Origin of the sequence: Nocardioides sp. NPDC057577 (genome assembly GCF_042801335.1) — a bacterium.
In the GTDB taxonomy this organism is placed as follows: domain Bacteria; phylum Actinomycetota; class Actinomycetes; order Propionibacteriales; family Nocardioidaceae; genus Nocardioides.
The window spans coordinates 49,750-68,947 of sequence record NZ_JBHVGB010000006.1 but is presented as its reverse complement, the minus strand read 5'-3'; the positions used below and the strand labels follow the sequence as shown (position 1 = coordinate 68,947).

The 19,198-nt window shown below is 69.0% G+C and carries 20 protein-coding genes; 9 read left to right on the top strand and 11 right to left on the bottom strand.

Annotated features, from left to right (window positions below; genetic code table 11):
• Nucleotides 1–61 precede the first annotated feature (61 nt).
• The 7 genes from ACFU7D_RS02390 to ACFU7D_RS02360 are packed head-to-tail and all read left to right on the top strand — an operon-like array spanning nt 62 to nt 5,575.
• A complete protein-coding gene (locus ACFU7D_RS02390; RefSeq protein WP_378862825.1) occupies nt 62–2,074 on the top strand; it encodes an MDR family MFS transporter in 2,013 nt (670 codons plus the stop codon).
• Between the two features lie 53 nt (nt 2,075–2,127).
• Nucleotides 2,128–2,430 (top strand): hypothetical protein, encoded by a 303-nt coding sequence (locus tag ACFU7D_RS02385; RefSeq protein ID WP_378726152.1) that lies wholly within the window; start codon nt 2,128–2,130, stop codon nt 2,428–2,430.
• Nucleotides 2,430–3,632 carry a WXG100 family type VII secretion target gene (locus ACFU7D_RS02380; RefSeq protein WP_378726155.1) on the top strand — a complete coding sequence of 401 codons (1,203 nt, stop codon included), beginning with the start codon at nt 2,430–2,432 and terminating at the stop codon, nt 3,630–3,632. The genes ACFU7D_RS02385 and ACFU7D_RS02380 overlap by 1 nt, the downstream gene beginning before the upstream one ends.
• A gap of 7 nt (nt 3,633–3,639) precedes the next feature.
• Nucleotides 3,640–3,999, top strand: coding sequence for a hypothetical protein (locus tag ACFU7D_RS02375; protein ID WP_378862822.1), 360 nt, complete (start codon nt 3,640–3,642; stop codon nt 3,997–3,999).
• 2 nt (nt 4,000–4,001) lie between these two features.
• The gene (locus ACFU7D_RS02370) at nt 4,002–4,427 is read left to right on the top strand and encodes a hypothetical protein (protein ID WP_378726159.1); all 426 of its coding nucleotides are present in this window, start codon (nt 4,002–4,004) and stop codon (nt 4,425–4,427) included.
• On the top strand, nt 4,424–4,870 hold the full coding sequence (locus ACFU7D_RS02365; RefSeq protein WP_378862819.1) for a hypothetical protein: 447 nt from the start codon (nt 4,424–4,426) through the stop codon (nt 4,868–4,870). Before ACFU7D_RS02370 ends, ACFU7D_RS02365 begins: the two co-directional genes overlap by 4 nt.
• Nucleotides 4,871–4,897: 27 nt before the next feature.
• A complete protein-coding gene (locus ACFU7D_RS02360) occupies nt 4,898–5,575 on the top strand; it encodes a hypothetical protein (RefSeq protein ID WP_378862816.1) in 678 nt (225 codons plus the stop codon).
• Here the strand turns inward: ACFU7D_RS02360 and ACFU7D_RS02355 are convergent.
• On the bottom strand, nt 5,553–5,999 hold the full coding sequence (locus tag ACFU7D_RS02355) for a hypothetical protein (protein ID WP_378862813.1): 447 nt from the start codon (nt 5,997–5,999) through the stop codon (nt 5,553–5,555). The genes ACFU7D_RS02360 and ACFU7D_RS02355 overlap by 23 nt on opposite strands.
• Nucleotides 6,000–6,123: 124 nt before the next feature.
• Between ACFU7D_RS02355 and ACFU7D_RS02350 the strand changes: the two genes are divergently transcribed.
• Complete coding sequence (locus ACFU7D_RS02350) at nt 6,124–6,900, top strand: NPP1 family protein (RefSeq protein WP_378862810.1); 777 nt, start codon at nt 6,124–6,126, stop codon at nt 6,898–6,900.
• Nucleotides 6,901–6,926: 26 nt separating this feature from the next.
• Here ACFU7D_RS02350 and ACFU7D_RS02345 read toward each other — a convergent pair whose 3' ends face one another.
• From ACFU7D_RS02345 to ACFU7D_RS02320, 6 genes are all read right to left on the bottom strand, one after another.
• Nucleotides 6,927–7,685, bottom strand: coding sequence for an anti-sigma factor domain-containing protein (locus ACFU7D_RS02345; RefSeq protein ID WP_378862807.1), 759 nt, complete (start codon nt 7,683–7,685; stop codon nt 6,927–6,929).
• Nucleotides 7,682–8,281, bottom strand: coding sequence for an ECF RNA polymerase sigma factor SigK (sigK, locus tag ACFU7D_RS02340; RefSeq protein ID WP_378726171.1), 600 nt, complete (start codon nt 8,279–8,281; stop codon nt 7,682–7,684). Before sigK ends, ACFU7D_RS02345 begins: the two co-directional genes overlap by 4 nt.
• A gap of 37 nt (nt 8,282–8,318) precedes the next feature.
• Entirely contained in the window at nt 8,319–8,960 is a 642-nt protein-coding gene (locus ACFU7D_RS02335; RefSeq protein ID WP_378726173.1) for a fasciclin domain-containing protein, read from the bottom strand.
• A gap of 78 nt (nt 8,961–9,038) precedes the next feature.
• Nucleotides 9,039–10,604 carry a molybdopterin-dependent oxidoreductase gene (locus ACFU7D_RS02330; protein WP_378862804.1) on the bottom strand — a complete coding sequence of 522 codons (1,566 nt, stop codon included), beginning with the start codon at nt 10,602–10,604 and terminating at the stop codon, nt 9,039–9,041.
• 157 nt (nt 10,605–10,761) lie between these two features.
• Nucleotides 10,762–12,519 (bottom strand): DUF429 domain-containing protein, encoded by a 1,758-nt coding sequence (locus tag ACFU7D_RS02325; RefSeq protein ID WP_378862801.1) that lies wholly within the window; start codon nt 12,517–12,519, stop codon nt 10,762–10,764.
• A 49-nt stretch (nt 12,520–12,568) separates the two neighbouring features.
• Complete coding sequence (locus tag ACFU7D_RS02320) at nt 12,569–13,261, bottom strand: class I SAM-dependent methyltransferase (RefSeq protein WP_378862798.1); 693 nt, start codon at nt 13,259–13,261, stop codon at nt 12,569–12,571.
• A gap of 74 nt (nt 13,262–13,335) precedes the next feature.
• Between ACFU7D_RS02320 and ACFU7D_RS02315 the strand changes: the two genes are divergently transcribed.
• Nucleotides 13,336–14,235: an AraC family transcriptional regulator gene (locus ACFU7D_RS02315; protein WP_378862795.1), complete on the top strand. Its 900-nt coding sequence runs from the start codon at nt 13,336–13,338 to the stop codon at nt 14,233–14,235.
• 15 nt (nt 14,236–14,250) lie between these two features.
• Here ACFU7D_RS02315 and ACFU7D_RS02310 read toward each other — a convergent pair whose 3' ends face one another.
• From ACFU7D_RS02310 to ACFU7D_RS02295, 4 genes are all read right to left on the bottom strand, one after another.
• On the bottom strand, nt 14,251–14,673 hold the full coding sequence (locus ACFU7D_RS02310) for a hypothetical protein (protein ID WP_378862792.1): 423 nt from the start codon (nt 14,671–14,673) through the stop codon (nt 14,251–14,253).
• Nucleotides 14,666–16,897, bottom strand: coding sequence for a DNA/RNA non-specific endonuclease (locus ACFU7D_RS02305; RefSeq protein WP_378862789.1), 2,232 nt, complete (start codon nt 16,895–16,897; stop codon nt 14,666–14,668). Before ACFU7D_RS02305 ends, ACFU7D_RS02310 begins: the two co-directional genes overlap by 8 nt.
• Before the next feature lie 120 nt (nt 16,898–17,017).
• Nucleotides 17,018–17,500 carry a TrmO family methyltransferase gene (locus ACFU7D_RS02300; RefSeq protein ID WP_378862786.1) on the bottom strand — a complete coding sequence of 161 codons (483 nt, stop codon included), beginning with the start codon at nt 17,498–17,500 and terminating at the stop codon, nt 17,018–17,020.
• 28 nt (nt 17,501–17,528) lie between these two features.
• The gene (locus tag ACFU7D_RS02295) at nt 17,529–19,064 is read right to left on the bottom strand and encodes a hypothetical protein (RefSeq protein ID WP_378862783.1); all 1,536 of its coding nucleotides are present in this window, start codon (nt 19,062–19,064) and stop codon (nt 17,529–17,531) included.
• Nucleotides 19,065–19,198 lie beyond the last annotated feature (134 nt).

Sequence of the window (19,198 nt, the reverse complement as noted above, 5' to 3'; positions counted from 1 at the left end):
TCTCTCGCTCCGGCCTGGAGTTTGGCTTAGTTTGATTCCAGTCGAGACCGTGGGGGTCGCAATGGCAGCACCGCAGGCGACGTCGGAGGCCGAGCCTCAGCTGAGCCGGCGCCGGATCAATCTCATCTTCGGCACCGTGCTCCTCGGCATGCTGCTCGCGGCGCTCGACCAGACGATCGTGTCGACCGCGCTGCCGACGATCGTGGCCGACGTCGGAGGTGCCGGCCACCTGTCGTGGGTGGTGTCGTCCTACCTTCTGGCCGAGACGGTCGCGACCGTGCTCGCCGGCAAGTTCGGTGATCTCTTCGGACGCAAGCTGATGCTGCAGGTCTCCGCCGGGCTCTTCATCCTCGCCTCGGCCGCGTGCGGGTTCGCGACCGACATGGCCTGGTTGATCGGCGCGAGAGCCGTGCAGGGCATCGGTGCCGGTGGCCTGATGGTGACCGCGACGGCGCTGATCGGCGACATCATCCCGCTGCGCGATCGCGGGAAGTACCAGGGCGCCCTCGGGGCGGTCTTCGGTGCCACCACCGTCCTCGGGCCGCTCCTCGGTGGTCTCTTCACCGACCACCTCTCCTGGCGTTGGGCGTTCTACATCAACCTGCCGCTCGGCATCGCAGTGATCGCGATCGCCAGCCTGACGCTGCCGCAGATCGCCCGCGGCAAGCGACCCTCGATCGACTACCTCGGCATCCTCTTCGTCGGCCTCGGCGCCTCGATGTTGACGCTGGCCGTCAGCTGGGGCGGGACCGAGTACGCCTGGGGATCGGCGACCATCATCGGTCTGTTCATCGGCTCGGCGATCGCCTTCGCGATATTCGTCTGGGTGGAGTCGCGGGCGGTCTCTCCGATCCTGCCCCTGCGGCTGTTCCGGGACCGGGTGTTCACCGTCAGCGTCGTGCTCTCGTTCATCGTCGGCTTCGCGATGCTCGGCGCGATGACTTACCTGCCGACCTACATGCAGTACGTCCACGGCGTCTCCGCGACGTCGTCCGGGATCCGCACCCTGCCGATGGTCGTCGGTCTGCTGGTCACGTCGACGGTGGCGGGTTCGATCGTGGGCCGGACGGGCCGCTACAAGATCTTCCCTGTCGCCGGTGCACTGATCATGGCGCTGGGGCTCTATCTGCTCTCGACCATGGATGCCGACACCAGCACCCTCATGATGTCGCTGTTCCTGCTGATCATGGGCATGGGCGTCGGCCTGAGCATGCAGATCCTGACGATCATCGTGCAGAACACCGCGGCCTACGAGGATCTCGGCGTCGCGACTTCGGGCGTGACCTTCTTCCGGACGATGGGCAGCTCGTTCGGCGCCTCGATCATGGGCACCGTCTACGCCAACGGGCTCGCCGACCGGCTCCCCGCCGCGCTCGCCACGGCCGGTGTCTCCCCGGACCAGGTCGCGACACCAGCCCTCCTGCACGCGCTGCCCGAGGCCCAGAGCGCGCCGATCATCACCGCCTACGCGGAGACGCTGCACGTCGTCTTCCTCGCCGCGGTCCCCGTCGCCGGGCTCGCGTTCCTGGTCGCGCTCCTCCTCAAGGAAGTGCCCCTGCGTGACACCTCGAGGGCGGCCGCGACCGACCCGGGCGACGGCTTCGCCATGCCCAACTCCTCCGATAGCGCCATGCGCCTCGACACCGCCGTCGCCCAGCTCGTCCGCCGCCAGCCGCCGGAGACCTTCACCATGATCCGGGAGTCGGCGGTCGACCTCGACGCCGCGACCGCGTGGTGCGTACGCCAGATCGGCATTCGCGAGTGGGTCGGCGGTGAGACCTCGCTGGTCGCGATCGGCCACCGCCTCGGGATGCCGGGTGCGGTGCTGGCGCCGGCGTTCGCCACCGCGGCGGCGGAGGGCTACCTCTACGGCGACGAGACGGCGTACGCACTGACGGAGGCGGGGAGGGAGGAGCTCGGCAAGCTGGTCGCGGCGTTCAAGCAGTGGCTGGTCACCGAGCTCTCCGACTGGGGCGCCGACGACGCCAAGCTCGATGAGGCGCTCGCCGTGCTCTCCCGCAAGATCGTCGAGGGCGAGCAGGACGTGCGGAGCCCGGCCGCGGCGGCCGTATAGGGCTTTTTACGTGCGGCATGTTTGAAATGGGCGAAAGCGGGTAGGACGAAGGCATGAGTGACGACGACATGCACGTCAATCCCGACGATCTCAGGTCCATCAAGAGCACCCTCGACACCGCCGGTGGAGACCTCTTCAAGCAGGCCAAGCCGTTGCAGAAGACGCCTGACGTGGGCGAGTCGTCCTCCGAGGTCGCGACCGCGCTGGCATCGCTGGCGGCGGCCGTCGGAGGGATGGCGGAAGGCCTCGGGAAACTCAGCGACGGCGTACAGAACGCTCTCGACCATGCGACCACGACCGATGATGCGACCGGCGACGCGGGCCGGCGCCACGAGCAGAGGGTGAAGGGCAACTGATGCCGGAGGCGATGGACACGAAGGTCTACGGCGACGCGTCGGAGGCGCAGACTGCGGCGGACGCGTGTACGACCGCCAAGGACGAGGTCGGTGAGGCTCTCGCCGACCTCGGCAAAGCGATCAAGACCGCCGGCTCGTGGAAGGGCCAGGCCGGCGCCGCCTTCGAGTCGAAGGCGGAGAGGCGCAAGAGCGACCTGCGTCAGCTCGAGTCGCGCATCGAGGCCATGGGCAAGGGCCTCTCGACCTTCTCGGGTGACCTGAAGGCGGTCGAGACCAAGATGTCGACGATCCGCACCGAGGCGAGTGGGGCGGGACTAGCGGTCAGCGGCACCATGATCTCGCCGCCGACAGAGCCGGGCGATGACGCCTCCGAAGGCGACGTCAACGCCCACAACACCAAGGTCGAGAAGTGGAACGACCTGGTCAGCCGGGTCGAGACGGCTCGCAAGGACGAGGACAACGCCCACGAGGACCTCGGCAAGGCGATCTCGAAGTCGACCGGCGACGGCTGGATCGAGGACCGCCTGGAAGACCTGGGCCTGCTGCCGAAGGACTTCTCCGACGGCATGCAGATCGGTGCGTACGCCCTGGGGCTGGCCGGTCTGGGAGCCGGCGCCGGCGTCGACTGGATGGTGAAGAGTCGTTACGGCACGTTCCAGCCGCGGGTGAACGGCCGGTTCGCCAGCCCGTCGAGCCTGACGAAGCTGGAGCGCGCCGCGAAGGTGCTCAACGACAAGAACTGGCACGCGAAGGCCAACCAGGCAGCCGTACGCGGCAAGTGGCTGACCGCGGGCAAGTGGGCGACCCGGGCCGGCTGGGTGGTTACGGCCGGCACCTCGGCGTGGGAGCAGTGGCAGAAGGACGCCGATGACCCGTCGCTGTCGACGACGGAGCGGGTGAGCCGGACGGTGAGCACCTCCGCGATCACGACCGCGGGCGCCGCGGGCGGGGCCTGGGCCGGCGCTCAGGCCGGTGCCGCGATCGGCAGCATCTTCCCCGGCCCTGGCACGGTCATCGGCGGTGTCGTGGGCGGTGTGATCGGTGGGGCGATCGGCTCAGGGCTGGCCGGCAAGGCGGCCGACTTCGTGGTCGACGAAGCGGGCGAGCTCGGTGAGGCCGTGGTCGACGGGGTCAGCGACTTCGCGGAGGGCGCCGGCGAGGTAGCCTCCGATGTCGGCGACGCCATCACCTTCTGGGACTAGGACCGCAATGATCTGGGCCGCACTCATCCTCGCCGCCGGCGTCATCGGCGCCGGGGTCAGCTTCTGGCAACATCTCGGGCTCTCCGCTCGTGCCCGTTCCTGGGCGACCGCGTGGAACCGGGGCGGTGTGGGCGAGGACGTCGTGCTCATCCATCTGCCCTGCATCTCCGCGCTGGCCATCACCGGCTCGACCGCGTTCGGGCTGGTGCCGGAGCAGACCGCGGCATGGACGATCATCGGTGGGCTCTTCCTGCTCACCTGCCTCGTCTACCCGCTGCTGGTCATCGTGCCCACCCCGCCGTTCATCAAGCCGAAGTGGTATCGCGAGTCGCGCCCGAAGAAGAAGCGCACCGCGGGAAAGAAGTGACCTTGTCTGACCACCGGACGACCCTGACCCTCCCGGCAGGCTGGGAGAGTGTCGAGCCACCCGCGGGCGTACGCTTCCTGGCGCTCGCGCCGGAGAGCGGGACCTTCCGCTCCAACCTCACGGTGACCGCCCAGACCAACGGCGACCTGGGGTTTCGCGACTGGCAGGTCGGCTCCGAGATGGCGTTCACCGAGATGATGCCGGGCTACACGCCGATCGACCTCGAGCGCCTCACGATCGCCGGGCAGGAGGCGGGGCGGCGGCTGGCGATGTATGACGGGCCCGGCGGCTCCGCGCTGACCATGGAACAGTGGTTCGTGGCGATCGACGGAGTCGGCCACACCCTGACCGCTACCGTGCTGACCAGCGACTATGCGACCTGGGCTGCCCAGATCGACGCCGCTGCCTCGACCTGGAGCCCGGCATGAGCGCCGCGGCGACGGAGGTCGTCTGGGTCCTCGCCGGCCCCGGGGGACGCCTCGAGCACCGTGCCGCGGTCGGCCCGTCGGGCATCCACCTCGAGCTCGGTGTCGACGGCACCCGTACGCAGCCTCTCGACGCCCCGCGCGGTCACCTCGTCCCGAGCCTGGTGCGCACGCTGAAGATCCGCCCGGTCAAGGGCGCGGCCGGGTCGATCCGCCCGTTCCCGACGGCCCGGATGGCCGAGCTCCTGGGCGAGGATCAGGAAGCTCGAGACGTGGTCCTCGCAGAACTCGGCGCGCGCACCGCCTGGGCGATCACGGTCGGCCCATGGCAGCTCGCCGGGATCAACGGTCCCGACGGTGTCCACCTCGCCCTGGAGGACCGGCTCACCCCGCTGACCAACACCGCGTTCTACCGGCTGCTGTGCCAGCAGCTCGGCGCCTACTGATGCCGAACAGGCCGCACTACTGAGCCGATGAGGAAGCTCCAGATGTGCTCGATGATCGCCGCCCTCGTGGCCGCGCTGAGCGGTTGCGGGTCGGCCGTGCCCGGTTTCGAGGACGGAGGCGAGCCGCCGGACCCGAGCCCGTCGGCGGCCGCTCCGGCGGTCGACTTCTCGGCGGACATAGCGGTCGACCCGGACTCGGTCACGGTGACCTACACGGTCACCAACAACGAGTCGACGGACGTCTTCGTCGCCGACCGTACGCTGGTGCCGTCGGGGGCGGGGACGAAGCTGTCGACCGCCCCCTATGTCACCGCCGAGAACGGCGAGGACGGACCGGTCCTCGTGCTTTCCCACCGGGCGTTCCCGTGGCCGCCGGGCATCAACCTGGCCGTCGCGCCCACCGGTGGCGGTCAGCTGCTCGCCCCGGGCGAGACGGTGACGGTCGAGACCGGCATCGACCTTCCGGCGACCCGCAACCAGCCGTTCGGCGACGACCTGGGCCACGGGAAGATCACGCTGCCCGAGGACCCGGTGGCCGTACGTTTCTGCCTCGGCGTCATCGCCTCGCCGATCCCGCCCGCGCTGCAGACGCAGGACGCGGGAGAGGGGGCGCTCACCTTCGCGCACGGCAACGCCGCCCACGAGGCGCAGCACCTGTTCTGCAGCCGGACCGAGCCGCTGGCTACCGATCCCGCTCGAGGGTGAGGGCGGCGAAGTCGGCGCCGAGGATGCGGAAGGCGTCGACGAGGAGCCCGGCGATGCGGGCCGCCTCGGACCGGGGGACGGTGCGCCAGTAGTGCGCCACGGCCGGAGCAGGGGCGATCGGGTCGGTCTCGTCAGGGGTCAGCCAGCCGGCCGAGCGAAGCGCCTCGTGCTGCTCGGCGGAGGCCTCCCAGGTGCCGCCGATGTGCTGCGTACCCGCGAACTCGGCGTAGAGCACCTCGTCCACGCACAGCACCTGACCCCAGCGAGACGGCGCGGCGGACCGTGACGACTTCGCCCTGAGCCGGGCCAGGAAGCCGGTCTGCTCCGGCGCCGGCGGCGAGGGCTCGCTGACGATCACGAACTCCTGCTGGCCGAGGCCGGCGAGCTCGGAGGTGATCCGTTCCTGCCACTGCGTTGCGTCCACCGGTCCATCCAACCAGGGCCGGCGAGCAGCGTTACCGGTGCGTTCACAAGCAAGGGGTTGCCGCGCGATCGTGGCGCTGGTTGCATCTAGGCACCCCCTTCCCCCCACGATCAAGGGACCCCACATGACTCTCGGGAAACGACTCACGCGCAAGCTCGCCCTCGCGCTTCCGCTCGCCGCACTGCTCTCCCTCGTTCCGGCGGCCGCCTGGGCAGCCCCGCCCCCGGCGCTGCCGGCCTCGGCCCCGGAGGGCGACCGCACCTGGCAGCCGGCGCTCGACTTCGACACCGACGGCTGTTACAGCACCCCGGCGATCGGCCCGGACGGCACGCTCAACGGCGGCCTGGCGATGGGCGGCACGGTCAACGGCCAGTGCCGCGACCTCTCCGACCTGCAGAGCACCAACGTCTACTCCCGCTCGAAGTGCAACAACGGCTGGTGTGCGTACCTCTACGGCTACTACTTCGAGAAGGACCAGGTCTCGTGGGGTCCGGGCTCGGCCGGCCACCGGCACGACTGGGAGCACATCATCGTGTGGGTGCAGGACGGTCACGCGCGCTACATGTCCGTCTCCCAGCACTCCGGCTACCAGATCAAGCCCGAGTCGGAGCTGCAGTTCGAGGGCGGTACGCACCCCAAGGCCGTCTATCACAAGGACGGCGGCAGCACCCACTGCTTCCGCTTCCCCAAGACCGGCGGCGGGGACGAGCCGCCCGAGAACCACGAGGGCGTGTGGCAGGTCAAGGGCCTGGTCGGTTGGGACAACTACCCGGCGGGCATCCGCGACCGCCTCGTCGCGGCCGACTTCGGCGCCGCCACCTTCAAGCTCACCGATGCGCGCTTCGGCAACGCACTGGCGAACGGGAAGCCGGCCGGGGTCTCCCTCGACCCCTACGCCTGAGCCGGCCGGCCTCCCGTTCGCGCAGGTCAGGTGGCCTGTGCGAAGTCGAACAGCGCGATCGGGGCCGAGGTCGGCTCGTCCGAGCCGCCCTCCGGCTCGACGGTGATCCCGGCCGCGCTCGCGTCCCCGGCGTCACCCTCGAGGACGACGGTCTGGTCGCTGCCGGCGGGCATCAGGCCGGCGGGGACCATGACGTCGTCGTGCTGGAGCCAGAGCTCGTAGACCTTGCCGTCGGGCGCGGCCGGCATGTCGGAGGTGACCAGCACCGCCCTGTTCTCCGAGACCGAGCGGACCACCCGGGCCCGGGCGTCGCCGGGAAGGTCGACGGCCACGGTCGTGGCGTCCTTCGCACTCAGCACCCGCTGCGCGGTCGTCATGGTCTGGCTGGAGTCGTCGTCGCGGATCAGCTCGACGGCGGCGACCGTGCCGGTGCCGACGACGGCCAGCACCGCGGCCGCGGCGGCGAACGTACGCCACCCGAACCGGCGACGGCCGGACGATGCGTCCGAGGTCTCGGGAACCTCGTTCGCCCTGTGCTTCGGCGCGGTCTCGGGCGGAAGCGGCCGGATCTCCTTGATCCCGGCGAGCAGGCGGTCGCGCAGCTCCGGAGGAGGAGCGGTGTCGGTCAGGCCGCCGAGCATCCAGGCGCTGTCGCGCAGGCTGGCCACCTCATCGCGGCAGTCGGCGCATACGGCGAGATGCTCCTCGAACCGGGCGCGCTCGATGTCATCGAGAGCGTTGACGGCGTAGGCGCCGGAGAGGGCGTGAATGTCGTGCGCGGTCATCGGCTCACTCCCATCGCGTCGCGCAACCGGATCAATCCGTCCCGGATACGGGTCTTTGCAGTGCCTATCGGCAGGTCCAGCATGGCGGCGACCTCAGTGTGGGTGTAACCACCGAAGTACGCCAGCTGCAGGGCTTCGCGCTGAACTGCTGTCAGCGTCTCGAGGGCGGCGTGGACGCGGTGAGCCTCCAAGGAGGTCTCCACGGCCTCGGCCGTCGTGTCATGGGGCGGGGTCTGGGTGGTGCCGTGGTAGGCCGTGTCGTTGCGGCCGGCGGACTCCGCGGATCGGACCCGGTCGACGGCACGACGATGGGCCAGCGTCAGCAGCCACGAATGGGCGCTGCCCAGGTTCTCGTCGTACCGGCTGGCGGTACGCCACACCTGGAGGTACGTCTCCTGGGTGACCTCCTCGGCCTGAGCCGGGTCACGCACCACCCGCAGCACGAGTCCGTGCACACGGGCGGCGGTCGCGTCATAGAGGCTGGCGAAGGCGGCCTCGTCGCCTCGGGCGACGCGACGGAGGAGCTCGGCGAGCCCCGGGGACCCGGCCCCCTCCGGCGACGAGTCGCCGGAGGGGACTGAGCTGAGCGGTCTCATGTGTCGATCCTCGCGGATATCCGGTCCGATGTCCCGATCAGGGCATCAGGACGGTGTCGACGACGTACACCGTGGCGTTGGCGGTCGGGATGTTGCCGCACAGAACCTTGGCGTTCTCCTTGCCCACGGTGAACTCCTCGCCCTCGCCCTCGACGGTGATCATGTCGCCGGCCAGGGTCTCGTGCTCACCGGCGATCTCGTCCGGGCCGAGCTGACCGGCCACCACGTGGTGGGTGAGGACCTTGGTCAGCGTCTCCTTGTCGGCCAGCACGGCGTCGAGGTCGGCCTTCGGGATCTTCGCGAAGGCGTCGTCGGTCGGGGCGAAGACGGTCAGCGCGTCGGCGCTGTTGAGGGTGTCGACGAGCTCGGCCTGGCCGACGGCCGAGACCAGCGTCTTGAGCAGCGGGTTGGCGCTCGCCGCGGAGGCGACCGGAGCGGTCGACATGCCGTTGAACGAGCCGGCGCCGTCGGCGGGGATCAGCTTGCAGCCCTCGCCGAAGGTCTGGGCACCTGCCTCCATGTCCTCCTCAGGCGCGGCCTCGGACGACTCGGAGGTGCTGGACCCGCCTTCGCTTCCGGACGCGGTGTCCTCCGAGCCACATGCCGAGAGACCGAGACCCAGCAGGAGCGCCATGGACGCGGCGACGCTGCCGGTGCGGGTGATCGTGTTGAGCTTCATTGGGAGAGCCTTTCGAGGGTTGGTCTCTTGCTGTCATGAGGGCTTCGGCACGGTGGCCGGTTCGGATTTCGTCTTTTTTCATTCGGTGACGGTGACGACGATTTCCTGGATGCCGCTCGATCCGTCCGGGAACGGGGTGGCCCGGTCGGTGCTCTGCACGTTGCCGTCGCGATCGGTGACCCGCACCGCCAGCTGATGGCTCCCGGGCTGGGCGTCCCAGGGCAGGAACCACTGGCGCCAGTAGTCGATCCCGGCGTCCGGGCCGAGGTCGGCCGGCTGCCAGCGGCCGCCGTCGATGCGTACGTCGATCCGGTCGACGCCATGGTGCTGGGCCCAGGCGACGCCGCCGATCACGGTGCGGCCGGCGGGGATGTTGCTCAGCGGGCGGGGCGTGTCGATCCGGCTGGACAGCTTGATCGGGGCATCGATGGCCCAGTCGCGGTCGGTCCAGTAGGCCGTCGCTTCGTCATAGCGGGTCAGGGTGAGCTTCGTGACCCACTTGGTCGCACCGACGTACCCGTAGAGGCCGGGCACCACCAGCCTGGCCGGGAAGCCGTGGGTGCGGGGGAGGACCTCGCCGTTCATGCCGAGGGCGACCATCGCGTTGCGGCCGTCCATCGCGGCCGCGAGCGGGGTGCTGATCGTGAAACCCTCGACGTCGGTCGAGAGGATCTGGTCGGCGTTCTTGCCGACGCCGGCCTCCTCGAGCAGGTCCTGGAGAGGTACGCCGATCCAGCGCGCCGCGCCGACGAGCTTGCCGCCGACCTCGTTGGAGACGCAGGTCAGGGTGATGTCGTGCTCGACGTTCTCCCGTTCGCGCAGGTCGTCGTAGCTGAAGGTGAGCTCGCGCTCGACGTCGCCGTCGATGGTCAGCGACCAGCTGTTCTGGTCGACGATCGGGACGGCCAGCTTGGTGTCGACCCGGTAGAAGTCACGGTTGCGGGTGACGAACCGGGAGATCCCCTGGTGGGTCTCCTCCAGCCCTGCCGGGAGCGCTGGCAACGGGTCGCGGACCCGCGGCAGCATGATGTCGGCGAGCGCCGTACGGCCGCGCACGATCAGCTGCCCGCCGGTCGCGGCCGCGGCGGAGAGCAGGGCGAGGGCTCCAGCGCCGATCAGGACGCTGCGTCGGGTGGACAGTCCCTCGCTGTCGGCGTCCGTGGGATGCACGGTGGGGTGCTCGGGGGTGTGCTCGGGGGTCTGGTCGGCGTTCAATGCGCGGGTCAGGACCACCAGCACGATGGGCCCGAGGGCGAGCGCCACCAACGTGGGTACGAGATCGGTGATCTTGAACAGCGGCTGGCGGACCACGGCGGCTCCGGCGAGCAGGACCAGGCCCGCCATCAGCCCGACGCCGAGTCTCAGACGTCTGCGGGCCACCACGCCGATCACGGCGGCGAACCCGATCGTGACCAGCAGCACGCTGCCGATCAGGATCGGCTTGTCAGCGGTGCCGAGCTCGCGCACCGCCCACTCCTTGACAGGGGTTGGCGTCGCGTCGATGACCGCGGTGCTGACCGCGAGCGCGGGGGACGAGGCCGGCGTGAGCAGCGCAGCGGTGAGGTGCGCGGCCGACATCCCGGCCACTCCGGCGAGCACACCGGCGGCGGCATGGGCGAGGGTATGGCGATCCAGGTGTCTCATAGCGGGAGTTCGCGCCCGCCCCCGGATCGGATTTCGGGGTAACACGCTGTTCGTAGGACTACTCGCCCTATCAGAACGACCGGATAGTCCTACGAACAGCGTGTTACACGAGGTCAGGCCCGCGACCGGACATCAGCGAGCCGCCCGAACGACCTGCTCAGTCGGAGTCGCGCATCTTGGCGAGCCTGGCCCGCAGGCCGGGCGCCCGGTGCGCGTTGGCACGCAGCCCGACGTAGGTGTCGCCGTAGACCCAGAGCAGGGCGTCGTCGAGCCGCCGCACCGCGCCCGGCGGATAGCGGTAGTCCATCCGCGCCATGAGGGTCTCCTCGTCGACCGAGCGCAACGCCTCGCCGAGCTCGGTCAGCGAGGTGATGCCAAGCTCGAGGATGACGCCGGAGATCCATCCGTAGTGGTCGGTTCGCGACCAGCCGGCGTCGGCGTACTGCCCGGCCAGGAACGCTGCCAGCTCACGGGGACTGATCCGCGGGTCGTCGTCGAGAGCCTCGGTGCTGGCCGCGGGTACGCCCTCCCGGAGCCGATCCCTGATCGTGGAGAACTCGCGGTCGGCGAGCTCGAGCAGCCCGGCGGCGAGCGTGAACCGTCGGTCGAAGTCGGGTACGTGCTCGCTGGGGATGGTGCCCTTGTAGCGGATGTCGTGCTCGAACTCGGCCCAGGCGTGCTGCAGCACGGTGCGGATCTGGATCTGCGCCTGGCGGCCCCGCAACAGCGCGTACGCCTCCTGGCCCTCGCGCGCGGCGTCGAGGCTGACCAGCAGGTGGCGGCTGGCGTACCCGAACCGGCCCTCGCTCGCGGTCTCCTCACCCATGTCACGGTCGTCGAGGACCACCACCTGATCGTCGAGGAGGTCGGCGACGGCCTGGACGTCGCTGCGGACGTAGGTGATCACCCGGAGCCCGATCTGGTCGGTGATCTGGCGCAGCGGGTCGGTGAAGACCTGCCGTCCGTCGACGGTCCGAGCCGCCTTGGCCGCGAACGACGCGACCGACTTCGCGCGGGAGGTCACGGTCAGGTAGTTGATGCCCGCATCATCGAGGATCGAGGTCACCAGCTCTACGTACTGGTCGGCTGCTTCCTGCAGCGTCGGCTGGATCGCGGCGTACTCACGGACCGCGGACGCGGTGTCGTGGATCTTCGCCCCGGCTCGCCCGCGGGGTGTCGGGCGGAGGTCGTCGGGCAGCGTCGGCGTGACGATGTAGCCGGTGGCGAAGTCCCCGTAGGTGGTGGTGCGCTCCGGTGCGCGGGTCGCGAACAGACCGATGTACGCGCACAGCACGGCGTCGACCTGGTCCTCGACCGCGCGCAGCTCGCTCTTGCGTACGGCACTCTCGGCGGCGGTCCGGAGGGCGAGCCAGGACGGGTCGTCGAGCAGCAGCGGCGGGTCGGCGCTGGTGAGACCCTCGAGCAGGCCGAGCAGCACGACCAGCTCGGCGCGGAGCTGGTCGATGTCACGCCCCGACTTGTGCTTGTACTTCAGCGTCCGGCCCAGGCGGAAGAGGGCCACCGTCGCGGGGTGGGGATAGACCTCGATCGCCCGCCGCCGGCGGCCCGACCGCGGGTTCATGTCGAGCCCGAGCCGCGCCGCGATCCGGGCGCCTCGAGGCTGCTCGCTGAACTCGGGCTTGCTGGTGTTGGTGGGGTGCGCGCCCGCGTCGAAGCGGGCGAAGTCCTTGTTGAGCGCTGCCTCGGCCGGCCGGTTCCCGGTGGGGTTGGTGACGATCAGGGGAGCATCGATCGCGACCAGGCAGTCGTCGGCGACGTACGGCTCCAGGGCTGCGACGATCTCGTCGTCGGTCGTGGCGGCCGAGACGTGGACGAGGCGGCCGTCCTCGTCCAGGACGGCCAGGCCGGTCGGCCTGCGCACGCCCCAGGCGAGGTCGACTCCGATGAAGTACATGGGGTCAGACTGCCGGTCCGCGCGGCGGGGGTCTAACCCCGGGGCGTCGTCAGCGAGTCGCCTGCACGATCGTGATCGGCCCGAACCTGTGCTCGATGTGGTCGATCTCGCGGGCGTCGGTGAACCCGGCGTCGGTCAGGAGGCTGACGATCGCGTTGTCAAGGTTGCGCTCGGTGAAGGCGTTCATCTTGTGGTGTCGGTGACCCTCGTGGTTCCCGTGGTCGTGTCCGCCGGGGCCGTGGTCGGGTGCTCCGAAGTCGACGATGGTCACCTTCCCGCCGGGCCGCAGGATCCGATGGGCCTCGCGCCCGAACCCCGCACGTCCGGCGTCGTCGACGTGGTGCAGCGCGAGCGAGGAGACGACGTGGTCGACGCTGCCGTCCTTCGGCAGCAGCCGGTCGGCGTACCCCTGCACCAGCGAGAGACGTACGCCCCGCCGACCCGCCTTCCGGGCGGCGATCCGCAGCGCGCCGTCGTCGGGGTCGTGCCCGGTGACGACCGCCCCGGGGACGGCGCGGAGCACCGCGAAGGAGAGGTTGGCGGTGCCGCAGCCGACGTCGAGCACGCTCTGGCCGGGCTCGATGCCGGCGAGCTCGACGGTCCGTTCGTGGAGGGCGCGCACGCGGGCGAACCGGGTGAAGAGGTCGTAGAGGGGGAGGAGCCATGCGCGGCCCATGCCGGGGAGGAAGTCGCGGCCCCGATCGCTCTCGGCGCGGCCGTCGATGATCTGTATCGTGGTCATATCTCTACGATGGGACATTCTGCGGATCAGCGGTGGGAGGGAAGTCGGTCACCATGGGACGTTCTTCGGATTCGGTGCAGGATCGCGCGCGTGCCGTACGCACCGTGCGTGCCGACGGCACTCCGGTCTATGCCTGGGACCAGGGCGTCGGCGCGCCTCCGGTCAGAGTCGTCCCGCTCGATCCCGACTGCGACGGCGAGCACCTGCCTCCCGACAACCGCCACGCCCACGACTTCTGGGTGCTGGCCTATGTCGAGCGCGGCGGAGGCGCCGTCGGCCTCGACGGCAAGCAGGTGGCGCTGCGCGACGGCGAGGTCCACGCGGTCGCTCCCGGCGAGGTCGTGGCCGCCGAGTCGCTCGCCGAGCTCAACCACGCCCGTGCCTGGTCGGTGGCGTTCACCCCCGACGCCATCCCCTCCCTCGCCTCCATCTCCCCGCTCACCTGGGCCCACCACCCGCTGCTCGCGCTCTTCGCCGCCGACGGCCGCCGCGCGCTCGTACCGGAGGCCGAGCGCCCACGCTGGCAGGCGATGCTGGCCGATCTCGCCGACGAGCTACGCCACCCCGCCCGCCTCGGCGCCCACGACGCCGTCACCGCGCTCCTCACGAACCTCCTGGTGGCGTCGGCGAGGTTGGCCCCCAGTGCCCCCATCGCCCCCGACCCGCTGGTCAGCCGCGTCTTCGACGAGATCGAGAGGACGTACGCCACCAAGGTCTCCGCCGGCGACCTGGCCCGCTCCTTGGGCTACACCCCCGGCCACCTCACCACCGTCGTCCGCCAGCGCACTGGCCGCACCCTTCTCGACTGGCTCACCGAGCGCCGCCTCACCGAAGCCCGCCGCCTCCTCCGCGAAACCGACCTCCCGCTCTCGGTCATCTCCACCCGCACCGGCCTCACCGACCCCGGCTACCTAGTACGCCGCTTCAAGTCCCGCTACGGCACCACCCCCGACCGCTGGCGCCGGGAGGCGTGAGTCGCGGCAGACGTCTTACGCAACCTGCTTCGACGGATGCCACTCAGGCAAGAGATCGGGGCTTCGCGGGTACTTGGCCTGATCCTGCACGAGGAGATCGCGAATGAAGTCCTTGCCCTCTTCGGACTCGTCGTAGGGCTTGCCGTAGTAGTCGAAGTCGGCCTCGAGGTGCCGCTGTGCGTCGATAGTCATGGTTGCGCGATACCAAGTGCCCGCATCGTCGGTGTACATGGACTTTCGGAGCTTGTGCGCGTTGCGAGCTCCCGTCGCGCCCAGCGAAAGGCTCTGGCTGCCCTGCGGGGTCGAGACTTCGGCCCGAACAGTCGTGGAGTTGGCCATACCCGACAACGTGATCGTGATGCGCTGCCAGTCGGCTGGAGCCGCGTCCAGGGCGACGTGCCCGATGGACTCCAGCAACTCGTTACTGGTGTCAAGCATCTGTGCCTCCTGGATCGGGCTCTTCGTTCTCGATAAATGTAGTCGCTTCGACGCCGTCGACCACGTGCGTGACGACGATGTCGGTTGGTCTTCGGCTGGATCCGTCGTAGTCGAGATCGATCGTCACTTCGACCGTCTTCCCCTGCTGAATCTGGTCTGACCAAAGATTCTCAAGCCGACGGTATTGCCCCTGATTCACCTTGCTGCCATGCATCGGGACCAGGTTGATCAAATCGCCAGGGCCTTTGAAGATCCTGGCAAACAGGTGACCAGCGTGGTCAACGTTCTTGATCTTGTCCTCGAGATTGCGCTGTGCCGCCACGTTGCGCGGGTGTTCGGGGTCGTACTCACTCAAGGTCGCCTCTGCCTGCCAAACCCGACTCACGTCGTCGGTCCTGTAAAGGAATCGATCGTCAACCAGCACCGTCGAGTCAGGCGGCGGTTTCGCCAACCTCTTTCGGTGCGCCGGGTCGGACGATGAGAGTTCGAGCGTGCGCTGCACACGTCGGTCTGTTTGCATCGCAGCCTCGTCGGCCGCGACCGCACCCGCCGCTGAGGCCTCTAGATGTCGGGGTACGTACGGCACGAAGGTCGATGCATCTGGATCAGTCCAAGCCGCTCCCGTCGGCGGCATGTATGGGAGAAGGAAACTGGATGACGTCCCAGAGACCTGTGTCGCCGCCACCTCGGGCCCACTCGCTGGGTTGATTCCGACATTGGCCGTGGAGGTGCCCATTCGAGCCGCCAACGCTGCTCTCAGCGGCGCGAAGGCGCGATTCAGGACGGGCCCAATGGTGTAGGCCTGCGGCCGGACCAGCTTCCAGGCAACGTACGTCAGCACGCCGATCAGGCCGAGCTTGAGGACGAACCAGATGGTGTCGGTCGCAAGGATGGCCGCGAAGAATCGCAGCAGCAGGAGCCCCACGAGGAAGCAGATCGGACCCATCACCAGCGGCCCCGCGACACGCTTGAGCATCGCGATCGCCGTGTCGCGGGTGCGATCGATCATGAACAGCACACCCAGCGCGGGGGAGAAGGGGACGATGAGCCGAACCAGGGCGTATGCAAGCAGCGTGGCGAGGGCGGCGAGAAGCAAGAAACCGCAGGTCACCAGGATCATGGCGAGGTTCACGAGCGAGGTGGTGACTCGCTGCGACCAGTGGCCGCCCTTGAAATAGTCGTACGCGAGGGCATCGGCCTCTTTGATCTGCTCGGCGTACGTCTTGAAGTCGTCGGCCTTCTTCTCGACGATCTTCGCCCCGGCGCCGTCAGGATCGTCACGGTAGGTCTCGTACTCCTCCCAGGAGAAGTGCGTAGCGGCGAAGACCTTCGGCCCGTACTCTTCGGCGGTCGCGGAGTCGGGATTGCCGAAGACTCCGGTGGCCCACGTGCGGTACTGCGTGGTTCGGACGATGTGGTCGAACTGAACGTCGACCGCGACGACCGCCGACTCGTCGCCGAGGTCTTTGGTGTCTTCCGGGAGAGCCGTGTCGTCGTTGAACGACGTGGCGATCAGCTCGGTCGCTCCACGCACCCCGTCATCGACGAGGTGGACTGCCTCGAGCGGGTAATTCATCAACCAGGACGAGATGCCGAGTACGAGAAGAGCCCATGCCGCTGCGGTCGCAGAGCCTGCGAACCGACCGGTTCGAGCCCGCAAGATGATGATCACGACGACGAGAAGCAGGACGATCGGCAGCCACGGCGACCACACTCCCTGTGCGGTCGCGGTCGTGGCATCCACGACGGGTTCTTCGAGTGCGATGAGCCATGAGGTGGGGGCGAGCACCGAGTGGAGCAGAGCGTGCGACCAGTTCGGCAGCAGACCTGAGAGCTCGAGCAGGATGTTGCTGAGCGCTGTCCCGGCTTCGGCGACGAACTGCCCAGTGCAGCCGTTGTCATAGGTGAACCATTGCGGTGAGGTCCCGTAGACCGATTCGATGGACGCCGGGTGCTGAGCAGCAAACGGATCTGCCGACCGCCCCGCCCGATCGATATCCAGCTTGACGACGAACGATCCGAACCCATGAGGTGAAGCCGGAATCGGAGCATCGAGGTTGTTGCACGCGTCCTCGCCCGGGATCGGCAACGGGTCGAACGGCACGTCGATCGCTGCGGCCGGGAGTGCGGTCAGCAACGCGAGCAGGAGGGTTGTCAACGCCAGCAGGCGGCCGAACGCCCGCCTGCCTGCCAACTCTCTCGATGCCGCCCGAGCAGCCTTCACGTGAAGTGTTCTACCCGGGAGCACCGACATCTAAACCGAATCAAGCAAAGAATCTCGCTGGCGCACGCAGAGCGCGAGCAGCGCCGGCCCGGCCGGTTCCCGATGGCCGGTGTTGTGTCGCTAGGCCTTGGCCGAGGGGGCGAAGTAGTCGCCGAGCATCTCGGTGACCCAGGCCGGCTGGTGCGTCTCTCCGCGAGTGCCGAACTCTGCGAACCAGGGCTTCACGTCGAGAACGGGAGTGCCGTCGACGGCGTCGAGGTCTTCGACGTAGAGGTCGAGGCCGTCGACCTTGATGAGCTTGCAGCGGGAGATGCCGAGCCAGTTGCGGCGGCGCATGTTGCGATGGCCGATGTTGCCGACCTCGGGCCAGGCCGGGTTCTCGCGAGCGCGGCGTGGGCCGAGGTTGAGGTCGGTCTGGTCTGTGAGGTGGAAGAAGAAGACGACCTCGAGGTGGGAGAACTCCTCCAGACCTTGAGTGGCCTCCACCGGGTACAGGTCGGGGTCGAGGCGGATGATCGCCTGGGTGCCGCCCCAGTAGTCGTCGGTCGGCTCGGTGCGACCGCCGACTACTTGGGCGATCGGGGTCATGGGGATGGGTTCCACGGATGCTCCTAGGCGGTGGGGGTTCGGGTCAGGCTGTGGCGAGGTAGGCGGCGGCGCGCTGATCGAGGTCTGCGAACTCGCTGGTGGCACGGACCGGCTGGAGAACCTGACGCACGGTGGCGGCCATGTCGCGGACGCGGCCGGACCGTACGCCGCTGGTCGCGTCCAGCGCCGTCGACCAGGTCGCGCCGGCACGGTCGAGGTGGCCGCGGGCGGCCTGGATCTCGCCGAGATAACCGAGGGTGACCGCGTGGGTACGTATGAACTCCTTGCCGCGTAGTTCGACGCTACGACTCAAGGCGGTCTCGGCACCGTTGAGGTCGCCGCTGGCGTAGAGCGTGCGGCCGGTCTCATGTGCGAGTGATGCCTGGGAGAAGAAGAACACCCGGCTGGGCTCTTCATCGCGACTGCTCGCGGCCGCGAGGTCGTTCTCCGCCCGTAGAAGCGCTGCAGCGGAGGCGCCGCCCAGGCCGGCGGTGGCGAGCGCGCGAGCATGGACGACGCCGATCAGCGCACGCTCACGCGGGCATGCCGTGCGGTATCGGTCGCCGTCCACGGAGGCCTCCGCGAGCGCGAGGGCGTCGTTGGGCTTCTCGACCTCGATCGCCTGATGCGCGAGTGCCCGAAGTGCGTGACCCGCGAGTGCCGGATCGCTGGCCTCTTCGGCGAGCTTGACCGAAGTGGTCAGGAGACGACGTGCCTGGCTGTGGCGGGCGTCGTCGAAAGCCATCCATCCTGCGACGTAGGCGACCTCGGAGGCGGCGGCGAACATTGCTGCCCTGACCGACTCGTTCGGGAAGACCCCGATGACCATGCGCTGGACATCGTCCATGAGGTAGGCCGTGACCTGAGCGAGCGCGCTCCCGCCGCCATGTTTCTGGTCGGCTCGAGCGAACCCAGCCGCGGTGGAGTAGACCCGCGCGACATCGGTGGTGCCGTAGCGTCGTCCCGCTGTCGGCGGGGAGCCCCACGACACCATGGTTACCGCGGCTGCACCGAGTGCCTCACGTCGAGTCAGGTCCACGGCGCCATTGTCCCGGTCCGGCCGAGCGGCAGTGGCCGCTGGGGTCCGCAGCTGCCGAAGCAGATCCTGTTGGGCCAGTGGCAGGTGCTCGTGATCGATGTCGTCGAGAAGGTCGAGGACTGTGCAACCGTTGCCGAAGGCACGAGCCAGACGCGCGAGGTCCTCCAGCGCGGGACGCGAACCCCCGTGTGGCCAGTTCTCCCACCGCGACAGTCGAGAGTCATCGATCGGAGCATCCGGGTTGACCGTCCGGTACTGCTGGACCGCTTTCCACTGCGTCCACCCGAGCGCTGCTCGCCAGGCACGCCGCGGACGGTCACCGAAAGCTTGTTGCATCTGCGCAGCGATCTGGGCCACCGAGCGATCCTCGGCGACCAAGCGCAGGCGCAACTGCTCGCGCGCTGCCCTCTCGCTACGTGCCACGTCGAATACCTCGCCCGATCGCCGTCTGCGGTCCTTATCTGCCGCGATCGTATCCGCGCACCCACCCCGCAGCCAGCGATGCGTGACCGCGGCGCAGGAACTTGCATCCAGATACAAGATCTCGACTCATCAACACCCAGATATGCAGGTCAAACGCCTGTTGGGCCGCGGACCAGAAAGTTGCCGTTCCGCGTGGGAGCCTGACCGGCTTGCTCCAGCACGCTGGTCAGGTCAAGCCGCGGTACTCATGC

Coding starts and splice junctions, on each gene's coding strand:
- ACFU7D_RS02390 (WP_378862825.1), top strand. CDS start 62: ATGGCAGCACCGCAGGCGACGTCGGAGGCCGAGCCTCAGCTGAGCCGG.
- ACFU7D_RS02385 (WP_378726152.1), top strand. CDS start 2,128: ATGAGTGACGACGACATGCACGTCAATCCCGACGATCTCAGGTCCATC.
- ACFU7D_RS02380 (WP_378726155.1), top strand. CDS start 2,430: ATGCCGGAGGCGATGGACACGAAGGTCTACGGCGACGCGTCGGAGGCG.
- ACFU7D_RS02375 (WP_378862822.1), top strand. CDS start 3,640: ATGATCTGGGCCGCACTCATCCTCGCCGCCGGCGTCATCGGCGCCGGG.
- ACFU7D_RS02365 (WP_378862819.1), top strand. CDS start 4,424: ATGAGCGCCGCGGCGACGGAGGTCGTCTGGGTCCTCGCCGGCCCCGGG.
- ACFU7D_RS02360 (WP_378862816.1), top strand. CDS start 4,898: ATGAGGAAGCTCCAGATGTGCTCGATGATCGCCGCCCTCGTGGCCGCG.
- ACFU7D_RS02350 (WP_378862810.1), top strand. CDS start 6,124: ATGACTCTCGGGAAACGACTCACGCGCAAGCTCGCCCTCGCGCTTCCG.
- ACFU7D_RS02345 (WP_378862807.1), bottom strand. CDS start 7,685: ATGACCGCGCACGACATTCACGCCCTCTCCGGCGCCTACGCCGTCAAC.
- sigK (WP_378726171.1), bottom strand. CDS start 8,281: ATGAGACCGCTCAGCTCAGTCCCCTCCGGCGACTCGTCGCCGGAGGGG.
- ACFU7D_RS02335 (WP_378726173.1), bottom strand. CDS start 8,960: ATGAAGCTCAACACGATCACCCGCACCGGCAGCGTCGCCGCGTCCATG.
- ACFU7D_RS02330 (WP_378862804.1), bottom strand. CDS start 10,604: ATGAGACACCTGGATCGCCATACCCTCGCCCATGCCGCCGCCGGTGTG.
- ACFU7D_RS02325 (WP_378862801.1), bottom strand. CDS start 12,519: ATGTACTTCATCGGAGTCGACCTCGCCTGGGGCGTGCGCAGGCCGACC.
- ACFU7D_RS02320 (WP_378862798.1), bottom strand. CDS start 13,261: ATGACCACGATACAGATCATCGACGGCCGCGCCGAGAGCGATCGGGGC.
- ACFU7D_RS02310 (WP_378862792.1), bottom strand. CDS start 14,673: ATGCTTGACACCAGTAACGAGTTGCTGGAGTCCATCGGGCACGTCGCC.